The organism is Hymenobacter bucti, from assembly GCF_042681145.1.
Classification (GTDB): domain Bacteria; phylum Bacteroidota; class Bacteroidia; order Cytophagales; family Hymenobacteraceae; genus Hymenobacter; species Hymenobacter bucti.
This window is the reverse complement of the sequence record NZ_JBHUFD010000019.1, coordinates 217,646-239,931: the sequence shown is the minus strand read 5'-3', so window position 1 is coordinate 239,931 and position 22,286 is coordinate 217,646. Positions and strand designations below refer to the sequence as shown.

Annotated in this window: 18 protein-coding genes and 1 pseudogene; 12 read left to right on the top strand and 7 right to left on the bottom strand. The window is 59.9% G+C overall.

Translation table 11 applies throughout. The annotated features are described in order from the left end of the window. Positions 1–560: 560 nt before the first annotated feature. Complete coding sequence (locus tag ACFSDX_RS24775) at positions 561–947, bottom strand: outer membrane beta-barrel protein (RefSeq protein ID WP_382318617.1); 387 nt, start codon at positions 945–947, stop codon at positions 561–563. A gap of 149 nt (positions 948–1,096) precedes the next feature. Between ACFSDX_RS24775 and ACFSDX_RS24770 the strand changes: the two genes are divergently transcribed. The 3 genes from ACFSDX_RS24770 (at position 1,097) to ACFSDX_RS24760 (ending at position 6,426) form a co-directional block, all read left to right on the top strand. Beyond that, complete coding sequence (locus tag ACFSDX_RS24770) at positions 1,097–2,176, top strand: helix-turn-helix domain-containing protein (protein WP_382318615.1); 1,080 nt, start codon at positions 1,097–1,099, stop codon at positions 2,174–2,176. A gap of 560 nt (positions 2,177–2,736) precedes the next feature. Next, positions 2,737–5,127: a T9SS type A sorting domain-containing protein gene (locus ACFSDX_RS24765; protein ID WP_382318613.1), complete on the top strand. Its 2,391-nt coding sequence runs from the start codon at positions 2,737–2,739 to the stop codon at positions 5,125–5,127. Between the two features lie 195 nt (positions 5,128–5,322). Then, positions 5,323–6,426 carry a fibronectin type III domain-containing protein gene (locus ACFSDX_RS24760; protein WP_382318611.1) on the top strand — a complete coding sequence of 368 codons (1,104 nt, stop codon included), beginning with the start codon at positions 5,323–5,325 and terminating at the stop codon, positions 6,424–6,426. A 238-nt stretch (positions 6,427–6,664) separates the two neighbouring features. Here the strand turns inward: ACFSDX_RS24760 and ACFSDX_RS24755 are convergent, their stop codons facing one another. Then, positions 6,665–7,144: a recombinase family protein gene (locus ACFSDX_RS24755; RefSeq protein ID WP_382318609.1), complete on the bottom strand. Its 480-nt coding sequence runs from the start codon at positions 7,142–7,144 to the stop codon at positions 6,665–6,667. Positions 7,145–7,539: 395 nt separating this feature from the next. Between ACFSDX_RS24755 and ACFSDX_RS24750 the strand changes: the two genes are divergently transcribed. Beyond that, positions 7,540–8,124 carry a recombinase family protein gene (locus tag ACFSDX_RS24750; protein WP_382318607.1) on the top strand — a complete coding sequence of 195 codons (585 nt, stop codon included), beginning with the start codon at positions 7,540–7,542 and terminating at the stop codon, positions 8,122–8,124. 66 nt (positions 8,125–8,190) lie between these two features. Here ACFSDX_RS24750 and ACFSDX_RS24745 read toward each other — a convergent pair whose 3' ends face one another. After that, positions 8,191–8,568: an NrtR DNA-binding winged helix domain-containing protein gene (locus ACFSDX_RS24745; RefSeq protein ID WP_382318605.1), complete on the bottom strand. Its 378-nt coding sequence runs from the start codon at positions 8,566–8,568 to the stop codon at positions 8,191–8,193. A gap of 128 nt (positions 8,569–8,696) precedes the next feature. Between ACFSDX_RS24745 and ACFSDX_RS24740 the strand changes: the two genes are divergently transcribed. From ACFSDX_RS24740 to ACFSDX_RS24720, 5 genes are all read left to right on the top strand, one after another. Continuing rightward, a complete protein-coding gene (locus ACFSDX_RS24740) occupies positions 8,697–9,311 on the top strand; it encodes an RNA polymerase sigma factor (protein WP_382318603.1) in 615 nt (204 codons plus the stop codon). Next, positions 9,308–9,736 carry an anti-sigma factor family protein gene (locus ACFSDX_RS24735; RefSeq protein ID WP_382318601.1) on the top strand — a complete coding sequence of 143 codons (429 nt, stop codon included), beginning with the start codon at positions 9,308–9,310 and terminating at the stop codon, positions 9,734–9,736. The genes ACFSDX_RS24740 and ACFSDX_RS24735 overlap by 4 nt, the downstream gene beginning before the upstream one ends. Before the next feature lie 62 nt (positions 9,737–9,798). After that, the gene (locus tag ACFSDX_RS24730) at positions 9,799–10,230 is read left to right on the top strand and encodes a hypothetical protein (protein ID WP_382318599.1); all 432 of its coding nucleotides are present in this window, start codon (positions 9,799–9,801) and stop codon (positions 10,228–10,230) included. 709 nt (positions 10,231–10,939) lie between these two features. Further along, positions 10,940–13,426, top strand: coding sequence for a TonB-dependent receptor (locus tag ACFSDX_RS24725; RefSeq protein WP_382318597.1), 2,487 nt, complete (start codon positions 10,940–10,942; stop codon positions 13,424–13,426). Between the two features lie 344 nt (positions 13,427–13,770). Beyond that, entirely contained in the window at positions 13,771–15,171 is a 1,401-nt protein-coding gene (locus ACFSDX_RS24720; protein WP_382318595.1) for a C45 family peptidase, read from the top strand. A 222-nt stretch (positions 15,172–15,393) separates the two neighbouring features. Here the strand turns inward: ACFSDX_RS24720 and ACFSDX_RS24715 are convergent, their stop codons facing one another. Next, positions 15,394–15,909, bottom strand: coding sequence for a GNAT family N-acetyltransferase (locus ACFSDX_RS24715; RefSeq protein ID WP_382318593.1), 516 nt, complete (start codon positions 15,907–15,909; stop codon positions 15,394–15,396). A 1,730-nt stretch (positions 15,910–17,639) separates the two neighbouring features. Here ACFSDX_RS24715 and ACFSDX_RS24710 point away from each other — a divergent pair. After that, positions 17,640–18,179, top strand: a pseudogene (locus ACFSDX_RS24710) (recombinase family protein); the annotation flags it as partial. A 390-nt stretch (positions 18,180–18,569) separates the two neighbouring features. After that, complete coding sequence (locus ACFSDX_RS24705; protein ID WP_382318591.1) at positions 18,570–18,926, top strand: STAS domain-containing protein; 357 nt, start codon at positions 18,570–18,572, stop codon at positions 18,924–18,926. Position 18,927: 1 nt separating this feature from the next. Here ACFSDX_RS24705 and ACFSDX_RS24700 read toward each other — a convergent pair whose 3' ends face one another. From ACFSDX_RS24700 to ACFSDX_RS24690, 3 genes are all read right to left on the bottom strand, one after another. Beyond that, positions 18,928–19,446: an SDR family NAD(P)-dependent oxidoreductase gene (locus ACFSDX_RS24700; RefSeq protein ID WP_382318589.1), complete on the bottom strand. Its 519-nt coding sequence runs from the start codon at positions 19,444–19,446 to the stop codon at positions 18,928–18,930. 145 nt (positions 19,447–19,591) lie between these two features. After that, positions 19,592–20,362 carry an SDR family oxidoreductase gene (locus tag ACFSDX_RS24695; protein ID WP_382318587.1) on the bottom strand — a complete coding sequence of 257 codons (771 nt, stop codon included), beginning with the start codon at positions 20,360–20,362 and terminating at the stop codon, positions 19,592–19,594. A 238-nt stretch (positions 20,363–20,600) separates the two neighbouring features. Continuing rightward, the gene (locus tag ACFSDX_RS24690) at positions 20,601–21,356 is read right to left on the bottom strand and encodes an SDR family NAD(P)-dependent oxidoreductase (RefSeq protein WP_382318585.1); all 756 of its coding nucleotides are present in this window, start codon (positions 21,354–21,356) and stop codon (positions 20,601–20,603) included. A gap of 329 nt (positions 21,357–21,685) precedes the next feature. On the opposite strand from ACFSDX_RS24690, the gene ACFSDX_RS24685 reads away from it, so the two are divergent. Next, complete coding sequence (locus ACFSDX_RS24685) at positions 21,686–22,258, top strand: Crp/Fnr family transcriptional regulator (RefSeq protein WP_382318583.1); 573 nt, start codon at positions 21,686–21,688, stop codon at positions 22,256–22,258. The last annotated feature ends 28 nt before the right edge of the window (positions 22,259–22,286 follow it).

Below are 22,286 nucleotides of genomic sequence, written 5' to 3'. Positions count from 1 at the left end.
GGCAAGTGCTATTGAAAAACCAAGCTAATAATACTTTAAGCAAAGCTTTTCATTCATGCTTGGCAACTAATCCGTTCTGTTGTCAAAATGAACAGAGTATCCTACTAAATCCACGGAGCGTGTCTGTTGCAGAACTCACCGCGTGGCTCGGCAGCAAGCAATATTGCCAGCAAAGTGCTGGAAATATTCTCATTTAGGTGGTATCCTGGGCTATTTTGGCTGCCTGAGACGTCACAGGCTACTTAGCATGGAGTTCTGCAACAGCTACGGGCCCTTATTGGAGTAAATAGTGCATTCCGTCAGATAATTGCATGCGAACACATAAGTATATTACACAGTCCGGCAGACAGACCAAGTGCTAAGAAATGCGGTAGGCGGTTGGCCGGAAGGCGAGCAGCGCGCTCAGCGCCAGCGGCACGGCGAGCGAGCGGAATAGGCGGGAGCGGGTGAACAGGCGGGTAAGTTTTGAAAGAAAAAAGGAATGATTAGAAAAGCAGGTGACCTACCCGCCCTGGTCGCTTTTTTGTCCTAACACCCCGGTTTGGCGGGCCAAGTCCAGCTTACCTGCCCAGGCGGCTGCGTTCGGTGGCGTTGGTGTTAGTTTCGACGCGCTTGCGCTTAAAGTCGGTTTTGCCGAAATTGAACGTGAAGGCTAGCTTCACGTAGCGGGTATCGTTGCGCAGGCGACTGGCGTAGGATAAGGGCTTGCTAGCGGTCGTTTCGAGAGAATTAAGCTGGTAAATGAGGTCAGCCACCGTCAGGGTGAGCGAGGCGCGCTTGGCGAGGAAGGTTTTCTTCACGCTTAGCGAGGCGTAGAAATAAGCCGCCCAGTCGAACAAACTGTAGATGGCCGGTGAATTGTAGAAGCCATACGCCCGCACTGACCAGCCCTGGCCGAGCGTGAAAGTGGTGTCGCTCATGACGTTGACGTAGCTTTTGCTTCGCATAAGGATGCTCAGGCAGCTAGCTGCTGCCAGCAGCTTGGGCTGCCTTTGGCCACCGCATTCCCTCGACGCCGGCGCGCTCAGGTCAACGCACCAGTGTATTTTTGACGCTGCCTTTTTCAGCTACCTCTGCCAGCCCCTATCCTTAGCTCATGCCCTTGCGCCTGCTCGTCGACACGCCTGGCCTTTCCATCAGCTACGACTCCGACAACCAGTGGCACTATGTTGAGTGGAAAGGGAAGCACGACCCCGATTCCTCCTGGGCCGCGTGTCTGCTCATGCTGGACACGCTGCGGGCGTTTCCCTGCGCGAAAATTCTGAATGACAATTCGGGCATCACGCGTACCACGATGCAGCTCTCGGCGCGGAGTTTGGACTGGCTGACCCAGATGCACGCCGCCGGGTTGCAGGTCTTGGCCTGGGTACTGCCTCAGAAGTTGGCCTCGCGGCGCACCACTGAAGGCTTCGTGCTCCAGATTGAGGCTCCCGCCGTGTGCACCTTCGACGAGCTGGCTTCCGCGTATGCTTGGCTGCAGCGGCAACCCAGCAATGGCCCGGCGGGGCAGGCACCCACCGCGGGCCACCCGCTCGCCGCGGCGAGCGGCGGCACCCGGCCGGCCGAGCTGGCGGCGCACTCCCCGGCTGCCCCTCCTACTAGCTGGACCACGCCCACCGCTGCCCAAGCGCCCGCGGTGGCGCGACGCCCAGGGGGGGATACCCTGCTAGCCCACTGGCAGGCCCAAGCGAGCGAACACCTGGCCGATGAACAGTTTGGGCCCACCGAGCTCGCCCGCTTGCTGTGCCTGAGCGAGCGCACGCTCTATCGCCACCTGCGCGAGCTGACCGGCCGCACGCCGACCGCGTGGCTGCGCGCGCTGCGCCTAAACCAAGCTCGGCTCCGCTTGGAAGCTGCTGCGGATACGCGGCTAGCAGGCTGGCAGGCCCAAGCGAGCGAACACCTGGCCGACGAACAGTTTGGGCCCACCGAGCTCGCCCGCTTGCTGAGCCTGAGCGAGCGCACGCTCTATCGCCGCCTGGGCGAGCTGACCGGCCGCACGCCGGCCGCGTGGCTGCGCGAGCTGCGCCTCGACCAGGCCCGGCTCCTCCTGGAAGCTGGAGGCTTTGGCTTGGTGACGCAGGTAGCCGAGGCGGTGGGCTTTGCCAGCTCCCGGTATTTTGCGACCCTCTACACCGAGCGCTTTGGCCGGCGCCCCGCCGACTACCCGGCCTGAATAGGGGAGTAGCCAGTAAGTAAGGCGGCCAGCACCTGAACCAGCCCTTCAGCGCGCCGGATGAGGTAGTTAAAAGGGTACTTTCCAGAGAGAGAGGGCAGCAGCAGTGTTGCAGAAGGCCTGCCAAAATAACTGGCTCGGCTGCCAATCTGTGGTACTGTCCGCAGATTGGCGAGCATTTAACAAGGTTGGCTAGCGGGGGTGTGCAGTTTTGCAGCGCCAACCACCCGTTGGCTGGCCAGACACCTAGCGTACCAAGCAAGGCTGGCGGCCTAGGGGAATTAAGGCGCCACCCACTCTTTCTCAGCTATAAAACATTACTTAGCCAAGGGCTGCGGCAGCTCCGCGCGCACCCGGCTGGGCAGGCCCCGTGCTTGCCCAGCCCAGGAGGCCAATACGGGGGCCAGCCGCCCCGGCAGCTAGATGGCCCTAAACAGCGCAATACCCGGAGCAAATTATGCTTGACAGGGGAATAATTACTACCTGAATACCCTGCCACAGCAGCTTTAAGCCTGCCTGTTGCCGCTTCTCTTTCTTACCCTTCCCCCTTTTTTACCTTTATGGAGCAAACCTACTCTCCCTGGCTAACCCGCCGCCTAGCCCGCCCGCCGGCGGCGCTGGGGCTGCTGCTGGCCACCGCTGGCATCGCCCACGCCCAAACCCCCGCCGCTACGTTTGCCCCCGCCGCCACCTACGGCACGGGCGGCAGCAATCCCCAGAGCATCGCGGTGGCCGACGTGAACGGCGACGGCAAGCCCGACCTGCTCACGGCCAACTTCAGTTCCAACACGGCCGGGGTGCTGCTCAATACGACAGTGTATGCGCCCACTCTCACCACCATCAGCCCCAACCCGGCGGCGGTGGGTACCAGCGTCACGCTCACGGGCACCAACCTGACGGGGGCCACGGGCGTGAGCTTCAACGGCACGGCGGCCCCCGGCTTCGTGGTCAACGCCGCTGGTACTTCCATCACGGTGAGCGTGCCCACCGGGGCCACGACCGGCAACATTGCCGTGACCACGCCCGGCGGCACCAGCAACGGAGTGGCGTTTACGGTGATTACGGCCACGACCTGGACGGGTGTCATCAGCACCGCCTGGTTTACGGCCGCCAACTGGAGCGCCGGCGTGCCCACAGCTACTATTGATGCTATCATTCCAGCCGGCGCTCCTTTCGCGCCGCTCATCACGGCCGGTACGGCTGAGGCCCAAAACCTGACCCTGAGCACCGGCGCCACTCTGAGCCAGAGCGGCGGCACGCTGCGCCTGACGGGCAACCTGACCAACAACGGCACCCTGGCCGCCACCGGCGGCACCGTCGCCACCAATGGCAGTGCCCTCCAAACCCTGGGCGGCAGCAGCCCGCTACCTTTCTGGAACCTGACCATCGGCGCAGCCAGTGCCAGCCTGGGCACCAGCGCCAGCTTTCAGCGCGTGCTGACGCTGACGGGCAACCTGACCACCAACGGCCAGTCGCTGACGCTACTCTCCCGCGTGAGCGGCGGCGCGGCCCTCGATGGGCTGGTGGTGAACAACGGCGGCGTAGTCATGGGCACGGCCACCGTGCAGCGCGCCATCGACCCCAGCGTGAACCCCGGCCCCGGCTACCGCCATTACTCGGCCCCGGTGAGTAATACCACCGTGGCCGACCTGACGACGCCCGGCTTCATGCCCGTCGTCAGCCCGGCTTACAACACGAGCGCCACGCCTACGCTAGTGCAGCCCTTCCCCACGGTCTTTGGCTACGACGACAGCCGCCTGAACCTGGCTAACAATCTGCCGCTTTTCGACAAGGGCTACTTCTCGCCCGCCGCTCTCAGCGACCCGCTCGCCGTGGGCCGGGGATACAGCGTCAATATTGCGGCCAGCGAAGTGGTTGACTTTCAGGGTACGCTCAACAATGGCACCTTGACGCTGCCCCTCACCAGCACCCGCAACACCTACCCCGACGGTGGCTGGCAGCTGCTGGGCAACCCCTACCCCGCGCCGCTCGACTACTCGCGGGTAACGCCTGTTGACCGCCTGGGCCTGGAAAGCGCCATCTACGTGTACAGCAGCACCAGCCAGTACCAGGGCCGCTACCGCGCCTACATCAACGGCATCGGCAACCCCGTGCTGCCCGTGGGCCAGGGCTTCTTCGCCCGCGTGACCATCGGCCAGACGAGCGCCACGATGACCTTCCGCAACTCCCAGCGCCTGACCGTGCCCAACGGCACGTCCTTCCAGCGTACGGCCGCCGACGCCCGCCCCCTGGTAGCGCTGACCCTGCAAGGGGCCGGCAACCCGCTGCTCGACGAGGCAACGGTGTACTTTGAAAGCGGGGCCACCAGCGGCTTCGAGCCGGCCTTCGACGCCGAGAAGCTGCCCAACCCCACTGGCCTGAACCTGGCGACCAGCCTGGCCAACGGCCGCCAGCTCAGCATCGACGGCCAGCCCGAGTTGGGCAGCAGCCAGTGCGTGGTGCCGCTGGCCGTGGGCGTGCCCGCGCCGGGCATCTACACCTTCACGGCCAGCCAGCTGCTCAACCTGAGCACCGTGCCCGTGTACCTGCGCGATGGGCAACTCGGCACGCTCACCGACCTGCGCCAGCAGCCTACCTACCAGTTCACGGTGAGCAGTGCCACGGCCCTGAACACGACCCGCTTCGCGCTGGTGTTCTCGCCCCAGCAGCCGCTGGCCACCGTGCCCGCCGACCTGGCCCAGCAAGTGGCCCTCTACCCCAACCCGGCGAAGGCCAACACGCAGCTCACCCTGGTGCTGCCCGCCGCCCTGGGGCGCCAGCCCGTCACGGCGGCGCTGCTTGATGCCCTGGGCCGGGTTGTGCACCAGCAGGTGCTACCCGCGGGCCTAGCGAGCCACACGCTGCCCCTGAACGACCTGGTCAGCGGGGTGTACTCGCTGCGCCTGACCACGCCGGCCGGTGTGGTCGTCAAAAAGCTGGTCATCGAGTAAGGCTGCGGGCCGCAGCTAGGGTAGCCTCGGCTTCCCTAGCCGCGGCGAGCACCAGGCACTGCCCACCCCCGGCTTCGGCTTTCGCCTGACCTTTTTAAGCGCTAGCCCTTTAGCTGCCTGCCTGGCAGCTAAAGGGCTGAGGGCGGTACTGGCCTATCTCTCTACGCCCCTGCTACGACTGGTACTGCTGCCGCTATGAAATTACCCTATTTTTGCGCCTGCGCCGCCAGTCGGGCTGGCGGCTATTGCCCGTGTACCTGCCTGGCCACGGGCAGTAGCCGCCGGGGCGGGGCGGCTGGCCGGCTGGCGTCGGGGCTACTGCTGCTTACGCTGCTCGGCGGCGCGGCCCACGCGCAGCGACCCGATTTGCGTCTCGGCCTGGTGGCCAGCGGCGGCACGGATGCCGACTCGGCGGCGGTGTATTTCGAGCCGGGCGCTACCCCCGGCTTCGACATTGACTTTGACGCCGGCAAGCTGCTCAACCCCTCGGGCCTGAACCTGGCCAGCCTCACGGTGGACGGGCAGCAGCTGGCCACCAACGGGCTGCCGCCTTCCCTGCTCGGCAATCCGCTCGCGGTCAGCCTGTACGTAACTGTGCCGGCCTACGGCACCTACACCTTGCAGGTGGGGAAACTCGCCAATTTCGCCCCCACTGCCGTGTACCTGACCGATGCGCTGCTCCAAACCACGGCGCTGCTGGCCCCGGGCACCGCCTACGCCTTCGAGCTGACGGCGGCCAACACCAGCGGCACCTACGCCACCAGCACCCGCTTTGCCCTGCAATTCGTGCCGAGTGCGGCTCCCTTGCCCGTCACGCTGACCCGCTTCACGGCCGAAGTCCGGCCGCGGGGTATGCAGCTCGCCTGGGGCACGGCCACGGAGTGGCACAGCGCCTACTTCGCCGTCGAGCGCAGCGTCGATGGGCAGGCGTTCGCCGAACTAGGCCGGGTGGCGGCCGCCGGCAGCAGTGGCCAGCCGCGGGACTATGCGCTGCTGGATGCGCAGCCCCTGGCCGGGGTGGGCTACTACCGCCTGCGCCAGGTCGACCTGGATGGCAGCCTGTCCTACTCGCCCGTGCGGGTCGTGGCCCCCGCCCCGCAAGGACTGACGCTGTTTCCGAACCCGGCCCACGCGCCGGTGACCTTGCTCGACGCGGGGCCGCAGGGGCTAGTTCAGATACTGGACGGGCGCGGCCGCCTCGTGGCGATCACCACGGCCGATGCGACGGGTCGGGCCCATGTAGTGCTCCCCGCCGGGCTGGCGGGGGGCTCTACGTGGTGCAGGCGGGCGCGCAAGTAGCCCGCCTACTAGTGGTAGAGTAACTGTTACGCAGGTGGCGTTCGATTCGCCCCAATTGCCGTCGCAGGTGCGGCTGGTGGCAGGCATAGGAGGGCCATAACCAGCAGCTGAACGGCGTTTTCGAGGCCAACACTACCCTGCACCACTCTGGCGCGCCTGCGTGAGAACCTGGCCAACCAGCACCGCGCTATTTTCCGTTTTCTGAGAAGGCCCCGTCAAGGCGGGCGGCGGCCTGCGGCTAGGCCATTGTGCGCAGGTACAACCGCTTGATTTGCTCGGCCTGGAAGGCCTTGCCCATACGAGTCACGAAGCGCAACGCATGCAACTTCTCCACGATTTGGGAGTAGTTAAATCCCTTCTCGCGCAGCAGGCTGTGGGCCGCCGCCTGCTCAATAGGCTCATTGGCGTGCGCATTCGCTCGGTTCTGGTCCCGTCCCTGCTGCGTATCGGCTGGCGTCAAGGTAGCCGGGGTACCCAGTTGCGCGCCTTGGGCTAGCTTGGCGGCGAGCGCGTCTTTGGTTTGTTTGGAAATCGTTTCGCGCTCGTGCTGGGCGAGCACGGCGAAAATGCCCACTGTAGGCGTCTTCGCATCGGACATATCGCAGCACACGAAGTCCACGCCCGCATCGCGGAGCTGGAAGATGAAGCTCGCGTTCCTCGACAATCTATCCAACTTGGCCATAAGTAACGTCACGCCTTCCGCCTTGGCCAGGGCCATCGCAGTGGCTAGCTACGGGCACTGGTTTTACTTGCCCGACTTGACTTCGACAACCTCCGCCACTAGGGGCGTTGCCTGGCTAAACGTCGACACCGCGGCTCGCTGCGCTTCCAGGCTGAGGCCGGACAAACCTTGCTTCTGGGTAGAGACGCGCAGGTGGGCCACGGGAGAGGAGAAGATTTAGACAAAACGAGCCAGGATTTCGGTTATTTAACAGTCTTTAAACCCGTGAAGGGACTCTAAACACGCAGTAGGTCAATCACTTTTATAAATTATTCAGCAGTCGCAGCGATAATGAGGCCCTTATTGGATAGTTTAGGCGAGGGCGTTTCCAGCGCGTGGAGGCACTTTTTATGAGCCTTTTTCACTGACCCTTATTGGAGTACCTTCAAGACATGACAACCGTCGCTCTTTACGCCCGCGTCTCGACTAAGGATAAAGGTCAGAGCACCGAGAATCAGTTACCCGAACTGCGGCGCTTTGCGCAGGCTCACGGCTACACCATCTACAAAGAGTACGTGGAACACGAGTCGGGCGGAACGGGTAAGCGCTCGGAGTTTCAGGCTCTCTTTGCTGATGCCCACCTTCGGCGCTTCGATTTGGTGTTGTTCTGGAGCTTGGACCGTTTTAGCCGCGAAGGGGCGTTGCCCACCTTACAGTACCTGAATCAACTGCAAGGCTGGGGCGTGGGCTATAAGTCGCTCACCGAACAATACCTCGATTCGGTCGGGCTGTTTCAGGAGGCTATTATCTCTATTCTAGCCACACTAGCCAAGCAAGAGCGCATTCGACTGAGCGAACGGACTAAAGCTGGGATGGCCCGACGCCGCGCTGAAGGCGTGCAGATAGGACCGCCGACCAAAAGCGCAGTGGTCATTGACCAGATACGAGAGTTGAAACAGCGTGGCTTATCGAGCTATGCCATTAGCAAGGCCTTACGTATGTCGGCGAGCACCGTAGCTAAGTATGTGCTTGGCTAGCTGCGTAATTCGAAGCATGAAGAGCAAGCAGCTAGGAGTTTTGCTCTCCGGTGAAAATAGGTGGCGCTAGTAAGGGCTCAACTGGGTCGCTTTCGTAAACGCCTCGTAGGCAGCTAGCTTAAATTGGTGGTATTTACCCGGGCGATGCGAAACGTTTGTTTCCACTTGCGCCAAGGCTTCCACGTACGGCAGACCCTTGACCCATTTGCGGAAGTTGCGATTATCGAGGGGGACCTGGTAGAGCGCTTCGTAGAGCTTTTGCAGCTTAATTGAGCGAAAATTTTGGGGTAACAGGTAAAAGGGTACGGGTCGGTTACGTGCGGCCTCTCGTACGCGCTGCCAGGTGTCCTGCACTTTCTGCTCGTGGTTAAGCAGGAGTGCAGGCAACTGCGTCAGCGCAAACCACTGCGCCCGGTGCGTCCGGTTTACCGGTATCTCGCGCATTTAGGAGTACCCACTGGCGGCACTGCCACGCCTACCCGAACGGCTGGTACCGGAGCCTTTCCAAAGATGAAACTACCGTTAAGCCGTTCGGCTGCAACAAGATTCCAGCTGACCAGTCTCATGCCTTGATGAGCAACCCGCCCACCCCTTCCGCGACCGACCAGCAGCTTGTGGCGCAGGTGCTGGGGGGGGACACCGCGGCCTTTGGGCAACTTATGCAGCGCACGCAGGGACTAGTCACGCAGATGGTATCTAAAATGATTCGCCATCCGGCCGACCGACCCGATGTTGGGCAGGACGTGTATGTGAAGGTTTTCAAGAACCTAGTCGGCTTTAAGTTTCAGGCAAAATTCTCCACGTGGGTCGGCCAAATCACCTACAATACGTGCTTGATGTATCTGGAAAAAAAGCAGTTGGTACTGGTGGACCCCGCGGAACCCGAACCGGATAGCGCGGTGGAGGAGGGCCGCCGCGCCCCGCCGCCGCTGGTTGCGGGCACGGATTATGACCCCGAAACGGCCCTGTTTGGCCAGAACCTGGCTGACATCTTGAGCACGGCCATCGAACAGCTACCCCCGCTCTACCGCACCTTAATTGCCTTGTATCACCAGCAGGAGCTGAGCTACGAGGAAATTGCCCAGATAACTTCCCTACCGGGCGGCACCGTGAAAAACTACCTCTTTCGGGCGCGAAAATTATTAAAGCAACACTTGCTGGCCACCTACCAACGCGACGACTTATGATGAGCTTCCATCTTGCCGAGCGGACCCTGCAGGAGGCCGCCGAATCGACTGCCTCGTTGCCCGCTTCTCAACTGGCTCACCTACACGGCTGTCCCCTGTGCCAGGGCCGGGTCGCTACCTACCAACAGCTGCTCACGGCGGCGGCGCACTTGCTGCCACCTCCTTTTCCGCTTGACTTCACCGCGCGCGTCCTGGCACAATTGCCCCGGGCCAAGCCGGCTTTTCCCTGGGCGCTGAGTGTCGTGGCCGTACTCGTATTGGGGATGGTGGTCGTGTTTCTGTCCCTGTTTGGCGCCCTGCTGGTACAGACTTTTCAAAGCTTAGCTACCGGGCTGGTCACCGCGGGGGGCATCCTCGTGGCCGGGCGGTGCCTGGCGTTGCTGGTCCGGCATCGCCGGCAAATGCGCCAACTCGCTTTCTCCTAAAAACTTTTGCAACATGACCGGCGCTGGCCAGTCTCATCCAGTACCGCTACCTGGCTCACTCTATGAAATATTTTTGGCTGCTCCTGCTTTTTTGCCTCGCCACCTGGCAAGCTTCGGCTCAGGGTCCTGGTACGTCGGGACCGGTCTTCGATGAGGACCTGGTCGCAAAAGGGTTCGTGATGACAGGATTTATCCTGCTCTGCAACTTTGTCGTGATTGCTATTAAGCTACTATTGAACTACTTGCTGAAAAAGCAGATGGTCGCGGCCGCTACCTCAGAAAGCATTGTCGAGCGCCTGCTGCCTGTTGCGCAGAACGAGCAAAACAAGGTGGTGAAGTGGGTGGCGCTACTCCTGAGCACGGGCACGGGGCTAGCGCTGTGCAGCCGCTACCTACCCTGGGAGCTGCACCCCGTCATTATCCTACTCTTCAGCACAGCCGGCGGCTTACTGGCCTACTACTTCTTTCTGCGCTACCAAGCAAAAGTAAAGTAGCCAGTGGCTAGCAAGTAGTCCAATCCTATCGCTGCCTCCTACCTATCGGATAGCTAATTCACCCTTTTATACTTTCTTGTATGCATTCCCCAACCAAGCTTCTTTGTCTATTTTCTGTAGTGGCCCTGTGCGCCGGCACCACGCCCGCCCTGGCTCAGGCGTCCGGGGCCGTCAGTATCACTCAAGTAGCCCCCGCCTCCCTGCGCCTGCGTCTCGAAAATCCTACCGCCTTGGCCGGTCGCGTGCAGGTCGTACGCCTAAGTAACGGGCAAATTCTCTTCACCGAAACGTACCCCGGTCTGGCGTACGGCCACCGGTTTGACTTCGACCACGTGCCTAGCGGCCGCTACCTCGTGTATATACAGGCGGGTGACCAAGTACAGCGCTGCCTAATAAGGGTGCAGATCCGGGACCAGAGTTCAATCATCCGAAGAATTAAGCTGGCTTCTGGCACGATGCCGACTGCCGTGGTGGTCAAATCCTGGCAATCAGCCTCCGATAGCAGGGCGGTGGCGGCCGGCGCAGCACTAAACCCAAGTACTCCCTCGCAGGGTCCACGGTAGAATACCTCGAATTAGTAGCCCGCCAAGCGCACCCAGCTTCCAGTACCAGTTGCTCTAATGCTATGAAAAAGTCTCTCTTTTCTTGCGTATTTAGTATGCATTGCAAGGTAGTATGCATTGCAAAAAATACTATAAATCAACTATTTATGAACTATCAGGTAAAGAGCCTAGCTACCATAGGGCTCCGAATTACCGGCTGCCTTCGAGGAGTCGGGTACCTCGGCTGGTTCAGTCTGGTAGCGACGGGTCTGCTGCCCGGTCCGCTGCTGGCCCAGGGGTCGGGGAGGGTGTCGGGCACCTTGTTAGACCAGCGTACGCGCCAGCCACTGCCCTTCGCTAACGTCTTGCTGCTGCGACGGTCCGACTCGACCCTCGTCGGCAACACCCAGACCGCTGAAAATGGCACTTTTGCCCTGACCGACCTCGCGCTGGGCCGGTACGTAGTGCGGGCCCAGGCGCTGGGCTACCAGCCCGCCCGCCGAGCGGCTACGCTGGATGCAGTTGCTCCGGTCGTTCGCCTGGGGGAGTGGCTGGTGGCTCCAAGCGCCGTGCAGCTGAGCGGCGTGGTGGTGCAGGGCGAAAAAGCCGCGATGGTCAACGAGTTGGGTAAAACCGTCCTCAACGTAGACAAAGACCTGAACAGCGCGGGTGGCACGGCGGCGGATATCCTGCAGAAAGTGCCTTCGGTAGCCGTGGACGACAATGGGCAAGTCAGCTTGCGGGGGAATGCCAGCGTCACGCTCTACCTCGACGGCAAGCCCGCGCCCCCTAACCTGCGCCTCGACCAACTGCCTGCCAGCCGCCTCGAAACCATTGAGGTCATCACCAATCCCGGCGCGCAGTACGCGGCCCAGGGCACGGGGGGCATCATCAACCTGGTGCAGAAAAAACAAACCCAACCCGGCTGGAACGGCGATGCCCTGGCCACGGTGGGCACCCGGGAGAAATATACCGGGTCGCTCAGCGGCAACCGGCAGGTCGGCAAATTCAACTTTTCCGGCACCCTCGACGGGTTGAGCAATCTGTTCCACGGCAGCTCGTCCTTGCAGCAGGTTGCCACGGTGGATGGCCGCACCACCCGCACCGACCAAACGGGGGCCAGTACGCGCCTGCAAACCAATCACAGCCTGCGGCTGGGCGTTGACTACGCCTTTAGCGACGAGCAGCGCGTTAGCCTAACGGCCCAGTACTATGCTGAGAAATATCGCACCATGCAGGACTTTGCCACCCTGCTCGCCCGGGACCCCACTCCCGCGTTCCTGCTGCGCAACCAGAACACGCAGGCCGATAATCTGCAAGGCAGCCGGGTCTCGGGTACCTACCGGCGCACCTGGGCCGCGTCCCCGGGGCGGGAGCTAACCGCCAGTGCCTCGTACTACCTGGATATCGGCACCGTCACGACCCAACAGCGCGTCCTGGACGGGCCGGCCAGCTACGCCAGCAACGCCCGCCAGCAATTTCTCGACGTCACCATTCAGATGCCGTCGATGCAGGTAGACTACGTGCATCCGCTGGACGAGAAGCGGCGCTGGGAAGCGGGCGTCAAGACCGACGCCCTGCTGACACCCGGCACATCCGATTATGCGGTGCAAGCTACCCCGGGGGGCGACTTTGTGCGGCGGGACACGGGCTCGTACCGCTACACCTACCGGCAGCTCATTCCGCAGGCCTACGGGTCCTACCGGCACAAGGCGGAGCTATGGGAGTACCAGGCCGGGTTGCGGGTGGAATTCACGGGGCTCGCCGCCCAGGTGCTGCCCACAGGCACGGCTCGCCAACGGATTCTCAACCTTTTCCCCTCGGTAACGGTGGCGCCCACACTGCCCCACGATCAACGCCTGCAACTCAGCTACTCACGCCGCGTGAACCGCCCCAACTTTCTGCAAGTTATTCCGCTGCCTTTCTATTCCGATGCCCGCAACTACGTGGTGGGCAATGTCGACCTGCGCCCCGAGTACGTGCACGTCGTGGAGCTGGCGCACCAACTAACCTGGCACGCCACGACGTTGAACACGACCCTGTTTGGTCGTTTTGCCAGCCAGTCCATTCAGAGCCTGCGCACCATTGATACGCTGGCCACCCGCCGCAGCGGTCAGCCCGACTTTATCACCCGCACCAGCTACGCCAATTTTGGCCACACGGCCAGCTACGGGCTGGAAATCTCGTTGACGCAGACGGTGACTAAGTGGTGGAAACTCACGGCCAACGGCTCTTATTACCGCAACCAGATAGCCAGCTACAGCGGCGATGGCACCCGCGCTGGCTTCACTGGCACGGCGTACCTACTCAACCAGTTTAGCCCAACCAAAACACTGGCCCTGCAGCTCAGTGGCGAATACCGGGCCCCGCTGGTGGTGCCCCAGGGTCGCTTGCTGGCCATGTACGGGGTGGATGTGGCCTTGCGCCAGCGCCTGTTTGGTGACCGGGCGGCGCTGACCCTGCGCGTGAGCGACCTGTTCAACACGCGCCGCCAGTACACGCAGCTTGCGGCGGAGGGGCTGGCTACCGACCTGCAAACCAAATATGAAACGCGTGTGGGCTACCTGGGATTCTCCTGGTTCCTGGGAGGCCACAAGGCCACTAGTAACCTGGAAGACCAGCCGCGGGGCGACACGGGTGGGTTGGGTGGATAGCACCATCCTATTGGCCAGTCGGCCTCCACGCTTGCACAACACTGTCACCTGTTACCATGCCCGTTGTATTTCTGAGTGATGAACAGGCCGTTCGCTACGGACGCCATTACGCCGACCCCAGTCCGGAGCAGCTTACTCGGACGTTATGACTTTAAGCTGCCCGAACGTGTAGCAGCCGGCGAGTTACGGCCGCTACGCAACTTAGTCAACTGGCAGGAACAATTAGTCGAATTTCACTAACGTTGTTTTCCGTTCCTAATTATAGTGCGACCCCAACAGTCACTGGCTGTAACGAACGTGCTGGTTCCGCAGTACTTGCGGCCTTCACCTGCTAAATCCTCTGGATGAAAACGACCCTACTGCTGCTGCTCTTACTCTGGTCAATCTGTAGCAAGGCGTGCACCATTGTATCCGGAACGGACCGCCACGGGCAAACCTGGGCGATGAACAACGAGGATTTCTTCCACACCTATGCCAATTACGTGAATGTGTATCCCGCCTCGGGGAAGCACACGTTAGGCTACCTCACGTTAACGTTCGGGGCACCGGACGGCAGTATCCAGGGCGGCAGCAACGAGGCGGGGGTATTTTTTGACATGAATGCCTTGCCTCCCCAGACGTACAAACTGCGCAAGGGCCGGAAGCCTTTTCCGTACGGCTCCATGCTGGTGTACTTGCTGCAGCGGTGCCAGTCGGTGCCGCAGTTTCTCGCGCTCTGGGACACCTACTACCTGCCTGACATGGGGGACGTGCAACTGCACGTAGCAGACAAGCACGGGAACCTCGCCATCATCACCCCAGACACCATTGTGCAGGCGACCAAGCAGCTGGCTTCCGCAAACTTCAACGTCTGTGAAGCGGGGCCGGGTAAGGCGAGCTGCTGGCGCTACCCCATCACGCAAAAGCTCTTGGCCTCGGGCGGAATAAGTCAAGAAAATCTGGTGAAGATTGCGGCCGCCACGTCGTGGCGCGAGTTCACCACGACGCTCTACACCAACATTCACAACCTGACCACGGGGGACATCTGGTTTTACTTAGCGGAGGACTACCATACGCCATGGCGGACCAGCATGCGCGCCTTACTCCAGGGCGGTAAGCGAAGTCTGCTACTAGCCAACCAGTTCCCACGCAACGCAAGCCTCCAACTCACCCGCTTGCTAGCTACCAAGCAGGGCGCGCCGGCGGTCGACAAGTTTCTGCAGAAAGGGCAGTTCAGTGCGCGACAAAAGGAGTCCTTGCTGCGGCTGGCTTTTTTGCACCAGTTCTACGTTGAAAAAGACTTTACGAAAGCAAGTTTACTATTTCCTTTCTGGGAACGCTACCTACCCGTGAACCACCGGCTGGATAGTACCGAAGTGCAGTTCACCAAGGCCGAAGTATTGGCCACGCAAGGAGCGTACGCCGCCGCTGTCCGCGTTTTGCAAGCCGTCCGCAAGCCCAGCTGGAAAACGAACGCGCTCTTAGCCAATTTGCGAGATAGTGAGCCGCCGAACGCGGTTATTGAGTTGGATGGCTTTAAAGCTGCCCCAACAGTAGTAGTAGAACTCAAGGGGGAGTACAACTTCTACCGCTTCCTGCTGCAGACCCCTACGGGCTGGGTCTTGCACCTAAAAACCGACCGCAAAGAGCTGAAATACTGCTTTTACATTGCAGGCAAACGGGTCGTAGACCCGACGCAGCCGCAGCTAGAAAAGCAAGAGACGGTGAAGGGTGATTTAGCTACTTTTAACGTGTTGCGCTTATAGTCGAATCGGTCCTAGCTAACGATGCACTGCCAACGAAAAGGCCCCGCTGCCCCGCTTAGGTCAGCGGCGCTACGGGCAACCTAACCAGGCGCAGCAAAGCCGAAAGTTTAACGAGCAGTTGACCGAGGTACGGGGAAAATAGGCCCTGCGTGCCGCAGTGATGCCAGGCAGAGCAAGCAGCGAAGTGCATAAATAGCTGGTGAGAAGAGTTGTTACTACTGGTTAGGTAGACCACTCAGATTTCAACACCGACATCAGGAGCTTATCATGAAACCGGCCTTGCCGGTAACAGGCATCTCGCAAGCGCCCTTCTACTTGGAAGCCCGCCTTCAGGTAAGCTTTAACGCCTCCTTCGTTGGGTACCGAAACGGTCAGCATCACGCGGTGCAGCCCAAGCTCCTGAAAAGCCTGCGCGACTAGCACGCGCGTCACGATGGTCCCAATGCCCTGGCCCCAGTAACGCTTTTCGCCCAACAGGATAAAGTATTCGCCCGACTGATTTACTCGCGAGATGTTGACAATGCCCGCATAGCCAATCAATTCCTGGGTTTCTAGCAGATAGATGCCCAGCGTTAGACTACGCTGGTCTTGCAACGTGTGCACCAACCAATCAGCTACTTGCTCGGGGGTCTTTAAGTTCTGAAATAAGGATAGAGAGTAAGCAATGACCTCCGGATCGCTCATCCAGCGGTGAAAAATCGGTGCTTGATTTACATGCAGCGGGAGCAATTGTACCATTAAATAGGGCAGTAAAGCAGTGCTTTTCTATCACTTGGTATTTGGAAGAAGTGCGTAGATAGCTAAAGTTAGATTCACGCACTCCTCGTTATTTTTGTAGTGGTCTGACACTAGATTATTCTGGAAGTAGGACTCCCTGGGGCCGCGCAAGCGGCCCCCTTTTTTGTCTAGTTAGGCACCGCTTTTTAGGCACCCAGCGGTTGGATTCTAAGTACAACAGGCTTTTTGCCAGCTCAATCGCACTTCATACACCCCCGTAAGCCCGACGCTTGCGCCTCGCGTTGGCTCATGACAAGTGTCTGATAGGTACACCGGCGCATCGCCGCGCAGGACTCCGTGCTATGGTAGACCTCGGTGCGGCCGTTGCCACAGATGTACACCTTTGGTCCGCTGGTCACTTTGGGTGCCACCCGATGACTCACTGCTGGCCGGGCTGGTGCAACGGCTAAAGGAGTTAGGGGCAAGAGACTGTGATAGGCCTCGCCACCCGCTGCGGTTACCTCGGCCCAGTCTACCTCCGCCGTTACCGCTTCTTGAGCCTCGACCAAATACTCCGATTTGACATAGCCCACCGCCGCCGCTACCTGGACGTGACTCCACCCATCCGCCCGTTCCTGCAGGAGCTGCACCCGGCTCGCGCCTGCAATCGTCGCCATAGCTCCGGCGGTGGCCACTGGGGAAGCACGCAGGGTAAGCGACGTGGCATTTACGTAGCGATACGCGCTGGCTGAGGTCTGTTCTCGGGTCGGCGGCTGGCTTAGGCTATCCGCTGGCAGGACTTGCGCGAAACCCCAGGTGGGCACTAAATAAGCAATCCAAAGAAGTAAGTGTTTAATCATATAGCAGGCTGGTATAGCTTGCAAGATAGCGAGTTATCCCCTCGATTACAGGTAGGTTCCCATTCTGCCGTGCCGGTACCCACCGGGGACCGATTGGCTAAGGTATTCCGGCAGTAGCACGGAGAGGCCAAGCAAGTCTGCCTAGAAAGAATACGGGTCAAGCTTCCAGCCCTTTTGAACTTTCTGGTAAGCAAGTCATTGAGTAGATGATCACTGTGCTGTACCTAGTAGGGTATTGTTTCAACACGCGTTGAAACAATATGTACAGAATCCAGTAAACTTCTGCTAGATTCGTGTACTGATTCACCAAAACAAAGGCCGCACCTCACGGCACGGCCTTTGCACCCTAGTGTAGCCAGTGAGCTACCGCAGTTGCGGCAGTCCAACCAGCTAACAATCCGATAAGCCAGCTTACTAACTTATCGGACATTCGGAGCTTGAACAGAACTTCAAACTCCGACTTCGCGCTGTCCTTTTTCATCTGCTAAGAAGTTGAAAGGGTAGCTCAATTACCCCCACACTTCTCGAAGTCCGGACTGTGACCAGCAGCGCCGGGCTTCTCTTTTTACAGAGCAGCCGTCGGCTGGGGGACTTACCTGACGCGAGTGGCACAAAGGTAACCACCCGCTCGCTAGCTAAGGGAGCAAAAAAGCCTGCTATAGTGGTTCTAGCTGTTTATTAAGCTGATAGCCCACCTGCTGAGACCCTTAGTAGTGGGCGTGAAGAACAGCTACTAGGCCCACAGTTTTCACCGCCTTCTTGGAAACGAGCGATCTGCTGCCAGACGGGGGCTTGCGGGTCCGCATAGACTTTGTTGCGTTCGAAGCCCTCCTGCAGCAACCAGGCTTTGAAGGCCACTAGCTCGCTGGCACTCGCGAAGTCGAATCGGGCAAACAAAACCAGCGCCCGCAACTGGCCGCCGCCATCGCCCTGGCCAAGGCAAAGGGCGCGACGCTACTCATTGCCAAACTGGACCGACTATCCCGCAACGCCGGCTTCATTTTCCAGCTCCGCGATGCAAGGGTGGATTTCGTCTGCTGCGACATGCCCGATGCAAACACGCTTACCGTGGGCCTCTTCGCCGTGCTCGCCCAACACGAGCGCGAGACCATCTCGAAGCGGACCAAGGATGCGCTCGCGGCTAAGAAGGCGCGAGGGGCAGTGTTGGGTACGCCGGCCAACCTCACGGCGGCGGCGCGGGAACAGAGCCTGCTCGTGCGGCGAGCACACCTGCAGCAGCACCCGGGTCTACGGCAAACGGCGGCCTTTATCAGCTCGCGCCGGGCGCAGGGAGTGAGCTTTCGCCAGTTGGCGGGGGAGTTGAATGCCCTCGGCTTTACCGCCCCACGCGGGGGTACCTTCAACCAGAAGCAAGTGCAGCGCCTGCACGAGCGGCTGCCAGTAGCCAGCAAGAACACGGCCGCCGAGTGACCTATAGTAACAAGGAATAGCTAACAATAACAGGATAGGTACTTCTTAGAAGAAATAGGTAGCGCTTCGCTTTACCTACCGCTACCTATCGGGATTCCCGGCCGCTAGGACTTCTTAAGTGATACGGAGCAAGGGTTGCTTCGTTGAGCCTCCCTTAAACTGCCAGACGACGGCTTACACTGGCACTGTTTAAGAGGAAGCTGACACAGCGCTTCGACTAGCGAAGGTTGAACCGGCAGGAGTTTAAAAAATCCGTGCTGTTGCGTTCGGCAAACAGCCCAGCCACTGGCCGCGCAAACTCCGTATTTTCTCCAACTATTTCCGGGAAAATGCGGGAAATAAAGTAGTTATCAGCGCGGAATTTTGTGTAGTTCTCTCCTTAAACGCTCCATGTCCACTATTATGATTATCTATAGTGAACCGTTTCTCACCAGCTACCTGCTGGCCCTGGCCCCGACCGCTACCGCCAAAGCCGCCGCCGAAACGGAGCTAGCGGACCAGTTGGCCCGGGCCTGCCACAGCGGCAAGCCGGCCGTGTGGGTCGATTGCCGCCTGCTTACTACCCTCTCCACCACGGCGGCCTGGCTGCTGTGGGCCTGCCAGCAGCGCCTGCAGCGGCGCCACGCGCGCCTAGTCCTCTACCGGGTGCCCGCCGCCGTTGCGCGCACGCTGCGGCGCACCCTGGCCGGCAAAGAGGCCGACCTGCTCATCGTGCCCACCCTTGACGACGCGGCCGCGCTGGCCTAAGCTACCCACCCCGCTGGCGCCCGAGCGAGGAAACGTTTACTACCCGGGCGCCCTTCGCTTTCTTCAACGCTGGCCACAACCGGGCCGTCAACTGAAAAGGCGCTGCGTAGTTGGTGGCCAATTGCGATTCCATACCCCGGCTGTTGCGACGCAAGGGCACGAACATGATGCCGGCGTTGTGGATAAGCAGATGCAGCGGGCGGCCCGAAGCGAGGAACGTGGCCGCAAAGGCATCGATAGCGTCCGGATTCAGCAAGTCTATTTCGGCCAATTCCACATCAGCGACCCCCATTAGATTTTCCTTAGCCTTGTCCAGGCTTCTGGCGGGCACAACGACGGTTGCACCCGCTGCGGCCAGCGCTTTGGTGGTTTCTAAGCCAATGCCCGTGTACCCACCCGTGACGATGGCTACTTTGCCGGCCAGGCTCACTCCCTCCATTACCTCACTGGCCGTGGAGGTGACATTAAAGCCCGAGCCCAGAGGCTTTTGCAAGGCCCCGTTCGCATTAGTTTGTTCCATTTTTTTTACGTGGTAGTTCAGGAGAAAAATTGCTTCTACCAAGCAGGACTCTTCGTTTAGAAGTGCCGTTGACAGTAAGCAAGTCCTAAAACAATCGGTAGTGGGCAGACAACTCGGTTGTCTGCCCACTACCGATTGTTCCTGCTTATTTCATCAGGCTGATGTTGGTCATCCCGCCGTCGGCCAGCAATTCCGTGCCAACCACAAAGGAAGAGTCGTCCGAAGCCAGGAAAACCGCGGCTTTGCCCATCTCGGAGGGCAGCCCCATCCGGCCCACGGGAATCAGGTCTATCCACACTTGTTTCACCTGGGCGAGTTGCTCCTGCGGCACCATCTTGTCAAAGGCCGGGGTATCAATGGAACCGGGCGACAAGGCGTTTACCCTGATTTTTCTAGCTAATAAATCCAGCGATAACCCTTTAGCCAGCGAGATAACCGCTGCCTTAGCCGCCGCATAAATTGCCATGCCTGGGGCGGCCCGGTGGGCGGCGCTGGACCCAATAAGAATGATGGACGCCCCCTCGTTGAGGTAGGGCAAGGCTTTCTGAACTGTGAAGTACGCACTCTTCAGATTCAGGTCCATGTAGCCGTCATAGCTGCCTTCCGTGACATCCATGATGGCGCCCATCGGGGTGCCATCCACGACCCCGCCCGCATTCACCACCAGCGCATCAATCTTGCCGAACCGCTCAAAGGTGTCTTTGAAAATCCGTTCCAGGTCTGCCATCTTGGTGACATCGCCGGGGAGGCCGATAAAGCTGGTTCCCAAGGCCTGCACGGAGTGGGTAAGCGTTGCCTGATTTCGGCCGGTGATGGTGCCGACGGCCCCTTCTTGTTGGAAAGCCTCGGCAATGCCGAAGCCAATGCCACTATTGCCGCCCGTAATGACGGCGACCTTGTTTTTGAGCTTGCTCATGGTTTAATTCGGTTGAAAGTCTGGACTGCAGAGGCAGAATTATGTGATTGTTTTTAGCAACCTTGCAGCTAAAAGCAACAGTAAATCAGCGGTAATCAAGTAGCTTTTGCCGGGCCAACCACCAGCATCAGCACGGCGCATACCACGCGCCAACCAGCCACGACCCGGTGAGAACGCGCCGCGCACCGGCAGCCTGGATTGGCCCTAGCCGTGGGGCGGGGCAAAGACTAGGCGTTACCTACAGCCCGTATATCCCCCCGGAAACGGAAATTTTCTCCCCGGTAATCCAGGCGGCATCATCCGAAGCCAGGAAGACGGCTACTTTGGCAATATCCGCGGGCTGCCCCGTGCGACCCAGCGGGGTAGTCGCCACTAAACGGGTTTCGGCCTCGCTCCCAATAAAGCCGCCACTGCGCGAGCCTTCCGTTTCCACGATGCCGGGCAAAATCGAGTTGATGCGGATGTTACGGCCGCTGAATTCCTTCGACAGTGCCGTGGTCATGGCATCTAACGCGGCTTTAGAAGCCGAGTACACCGACCCCGTGGGCAGCGGCGTTCGGCCGGCCTCCGAACTGATATTAATGATAGTGCCGCCGGCCGCCCCAAACTGTTTTACCGCGGCCTGCATGGCGAGCAGCGCGCCCAATACATTGATATTGAAATGCTGATGGAAAGCTTCGACCGAAACCTCTTCAAGCGGGGCGTACTGGTAGATGCCCGCGTTGTTGACCAGAATATCCACGGGGCCGAACGCCTGGTTGGTTTCGGCGAACAGCCGGGCTACATCCGCTTCTTTCGATACGTCTCCCTGTAGTGAAATAGCCGTACCACCGGCCGCGGTGATGGCTTTTACCACCTTATCGGCCCCGTCCTGGCTGGAGGCGTAGTTCACCACCACTTTGGCACCCTCGGCGGCAAAATAGGTGGCGATGGCCGCGCCTATGCCTTTGGAAGCCCCGGTAATCAGGGCGACCTTGCTTGCTAGCTTACTCATTTTTAGTTGGCTTAATTGTTTAAAATACCCCGCCTGCTCGTTAGGCAGGAGCGCAACGCCGGTTGTCATAGGGGGCGCCATCCCGTGGGGTACAGGGGCGCTTGGCTATGCCGTTTGGGTAGGCAAAATTGGGGGGATTACCAGGGGCGAAACGAGGACATTTGTCACCGATTTATACGCCTTGCCAGGATTGCCAATAGTAAGGTTTTCGTTACAACGGGGCGAAAAATTACGCTAAGCACTTTTTGCCGATATGTTAACGCGGGGTGGCCCACGTTTTCTTGTTTGTCAACGGGCAACTTTTAGCCGTTCCGCCTTCTTGATAGCCTATGAATGAGTTTTTAGCCTACCTGTGGCAGTTCGGCCGCTTAACCCCTCACCAGCAAGAGGTGGTCGCCCAAAAAGCAACCCGCGTCACGTTGCGCAAAAGCGACTATTTTGTGGAGGCCGGTGCCGTGGCGCAACGGGTGGGATTTGTAGAAGCCGGCGTATTGCGGGTTTATTCCAGCACCGAACAGGGCGAAGAGCGTACTCGGTATTTCATTGAGGAGGGGCACCTCATCCTGGACGTGCGAGCGCCGGGCGCCCCCCATCCCGAAGCGCCCTGTCTGGTGCAGGCCGTGACAGCGTGTCGGCTCGTGGTATTCACTGCGCAGCAGTGGCAAACATTCTTCCAGCTTATCCCTGGTTGGGAGACGATCGTGCACAAAATCATCGCGCAGGCAATGCGCGAGAAAATGGCACGTGTGCTGCCGATGGTGGGCCAAGATGCCGCCGCCCGCTACACGTCTTTTCTAACCAACTACCCGCAACTCGCCAATCGGGTGCCGCTGACCTACCTGGCCTCTTATTTGGGCATAACGCCATCTTCCTTGAGCCGGGTAAGAAAACATATTCGGTAGGCCACTTCTTGCCATTTGGCAAAAACGC

Coding starts and splice junctions, on each gene's coding strand:
- ACFSDX_RS24775 (WP_382318617.1), bottom strand. CDS start 947: ATGCGAAGCAAAAGCTACGTCAACGTCATGAGCGACACCACTTTCACG.
- ACFSDX_RS24770 (WP_382318615.1), top strand. CDS start 1,097: ATGCCCTTGCGCCTGCTCGTCGACACGCCTGGCCTTTCCATCAGCTAC.
- ACFSDX_RS24765 (WP_382318613.1), top strand. CDS start 2,737: ATGGAGCAAACCTACTCTCCCTGGCTAACCCGCCGCCTAGCCCGCCCG.
- ACFSDX_RS24760 (WP_382318611.1), top strand. CDS start 5,323: ATGAAATTACCCTATTTTTGCGCCTGCGCCGCCAGTCGGGCTGGCGGC.
- ACFSDX_RS24755 (WP_382318609.1), bottom strand. CDS start 7,144: ATGGCCCTGGCCAAGGCGGAAGGCGTGACGTTACTTATGGCCAAGTTG.
- ACFSDX_RS24750 (WP_382318607.1), top strand. CDS start 7,540: ATGACAACCGTCGCTCTTTACGCCCGCGTCTCGACTAAGGATAAAGGT.
- ACFSDX_RS24745 (WP_382318605.1), bottom strand. CDS start 8,568: ATGCGCGAGATACCGGTAAACCGGACGCACCGGGCGCAGTGGTTTGCG.
- ACFSDX_RS24740 (WP_382318603.1), top strand. CDS start 8,697: ATGAGCAACCCGCCCACCCCTTCCGCGACCGACCAGCAGCTTGTGGCG.
- ACFSDX_RS24735 (WP_382318601.1), top strand. CDS start 9,308: ATGATGAGCTTCCATCTTGCCGAGCGGACCCTGCAGGAGGCCGCCGAA.
- ACFSDX_RS24730 (WP_382318599.1), top strand. CDS start 9,799: ATGAAATATTTTTGGCTGCTCCTGCTTTTTTGCCTCGCCACCTGGCAA.
- ACFSDX_RS24725 (WP_382318597.1), top strand. CDS start 10,940: ATGAACTATCAGGTAAAGAGCCTAGCTACCATAGGGCTCCGAATTACC.
- ACFSDX_RS24720 (WP_382318595.1), top strand. CDS start 13,771: ATGAAAACGACCCTACTGCTGCTGCTCTTACTCTGGTCAATCTGTAGC.
- ACFSDX_RS24715 (WP_382318593.1), bottom strand. CDS start 15,909: ATGGTACAATTGCTCCCGCTGCATGTAAATCAAGCACCGATTTTTCAC.
- ACFSDX_RS24705 (WP_382318591.1), top strand. CDS start 18,570: ATGTCCACTATTATGATTATCTATAGTGAACCGTTTCTCACCAGCTAC.
- ACFSDX_RS24700 (WP_382318589.1), bottom strand. CDS start 19,446: ATGGAACAAACTAATGCGAACGGGGCCTTGCAAAAGCCTCTGGGCTCG.
- ACFSDX_RS24695 (WP_382318587.1), bottom strand. CDS start 20,362: ATGAGCAAGCTCAAAAACAAGGTCGCCGTCATTACGGGCGGCAATAGT.
- ACFSDX_RS24690 (WP_382318585.1), bottom strand. CDS start 21,356: ATGAGTAAGCTAGCAAGCAAGGTCGCCCTGATTACCGGGGCTTCCAAA.
- ACFSDX_RS24685 (WP_382318583.1), top strand. CDS start 21,686: ATGAATGAGTTTTTAGCCTACCTGTGGCAGTTCGGCCGCTTAACCCCT.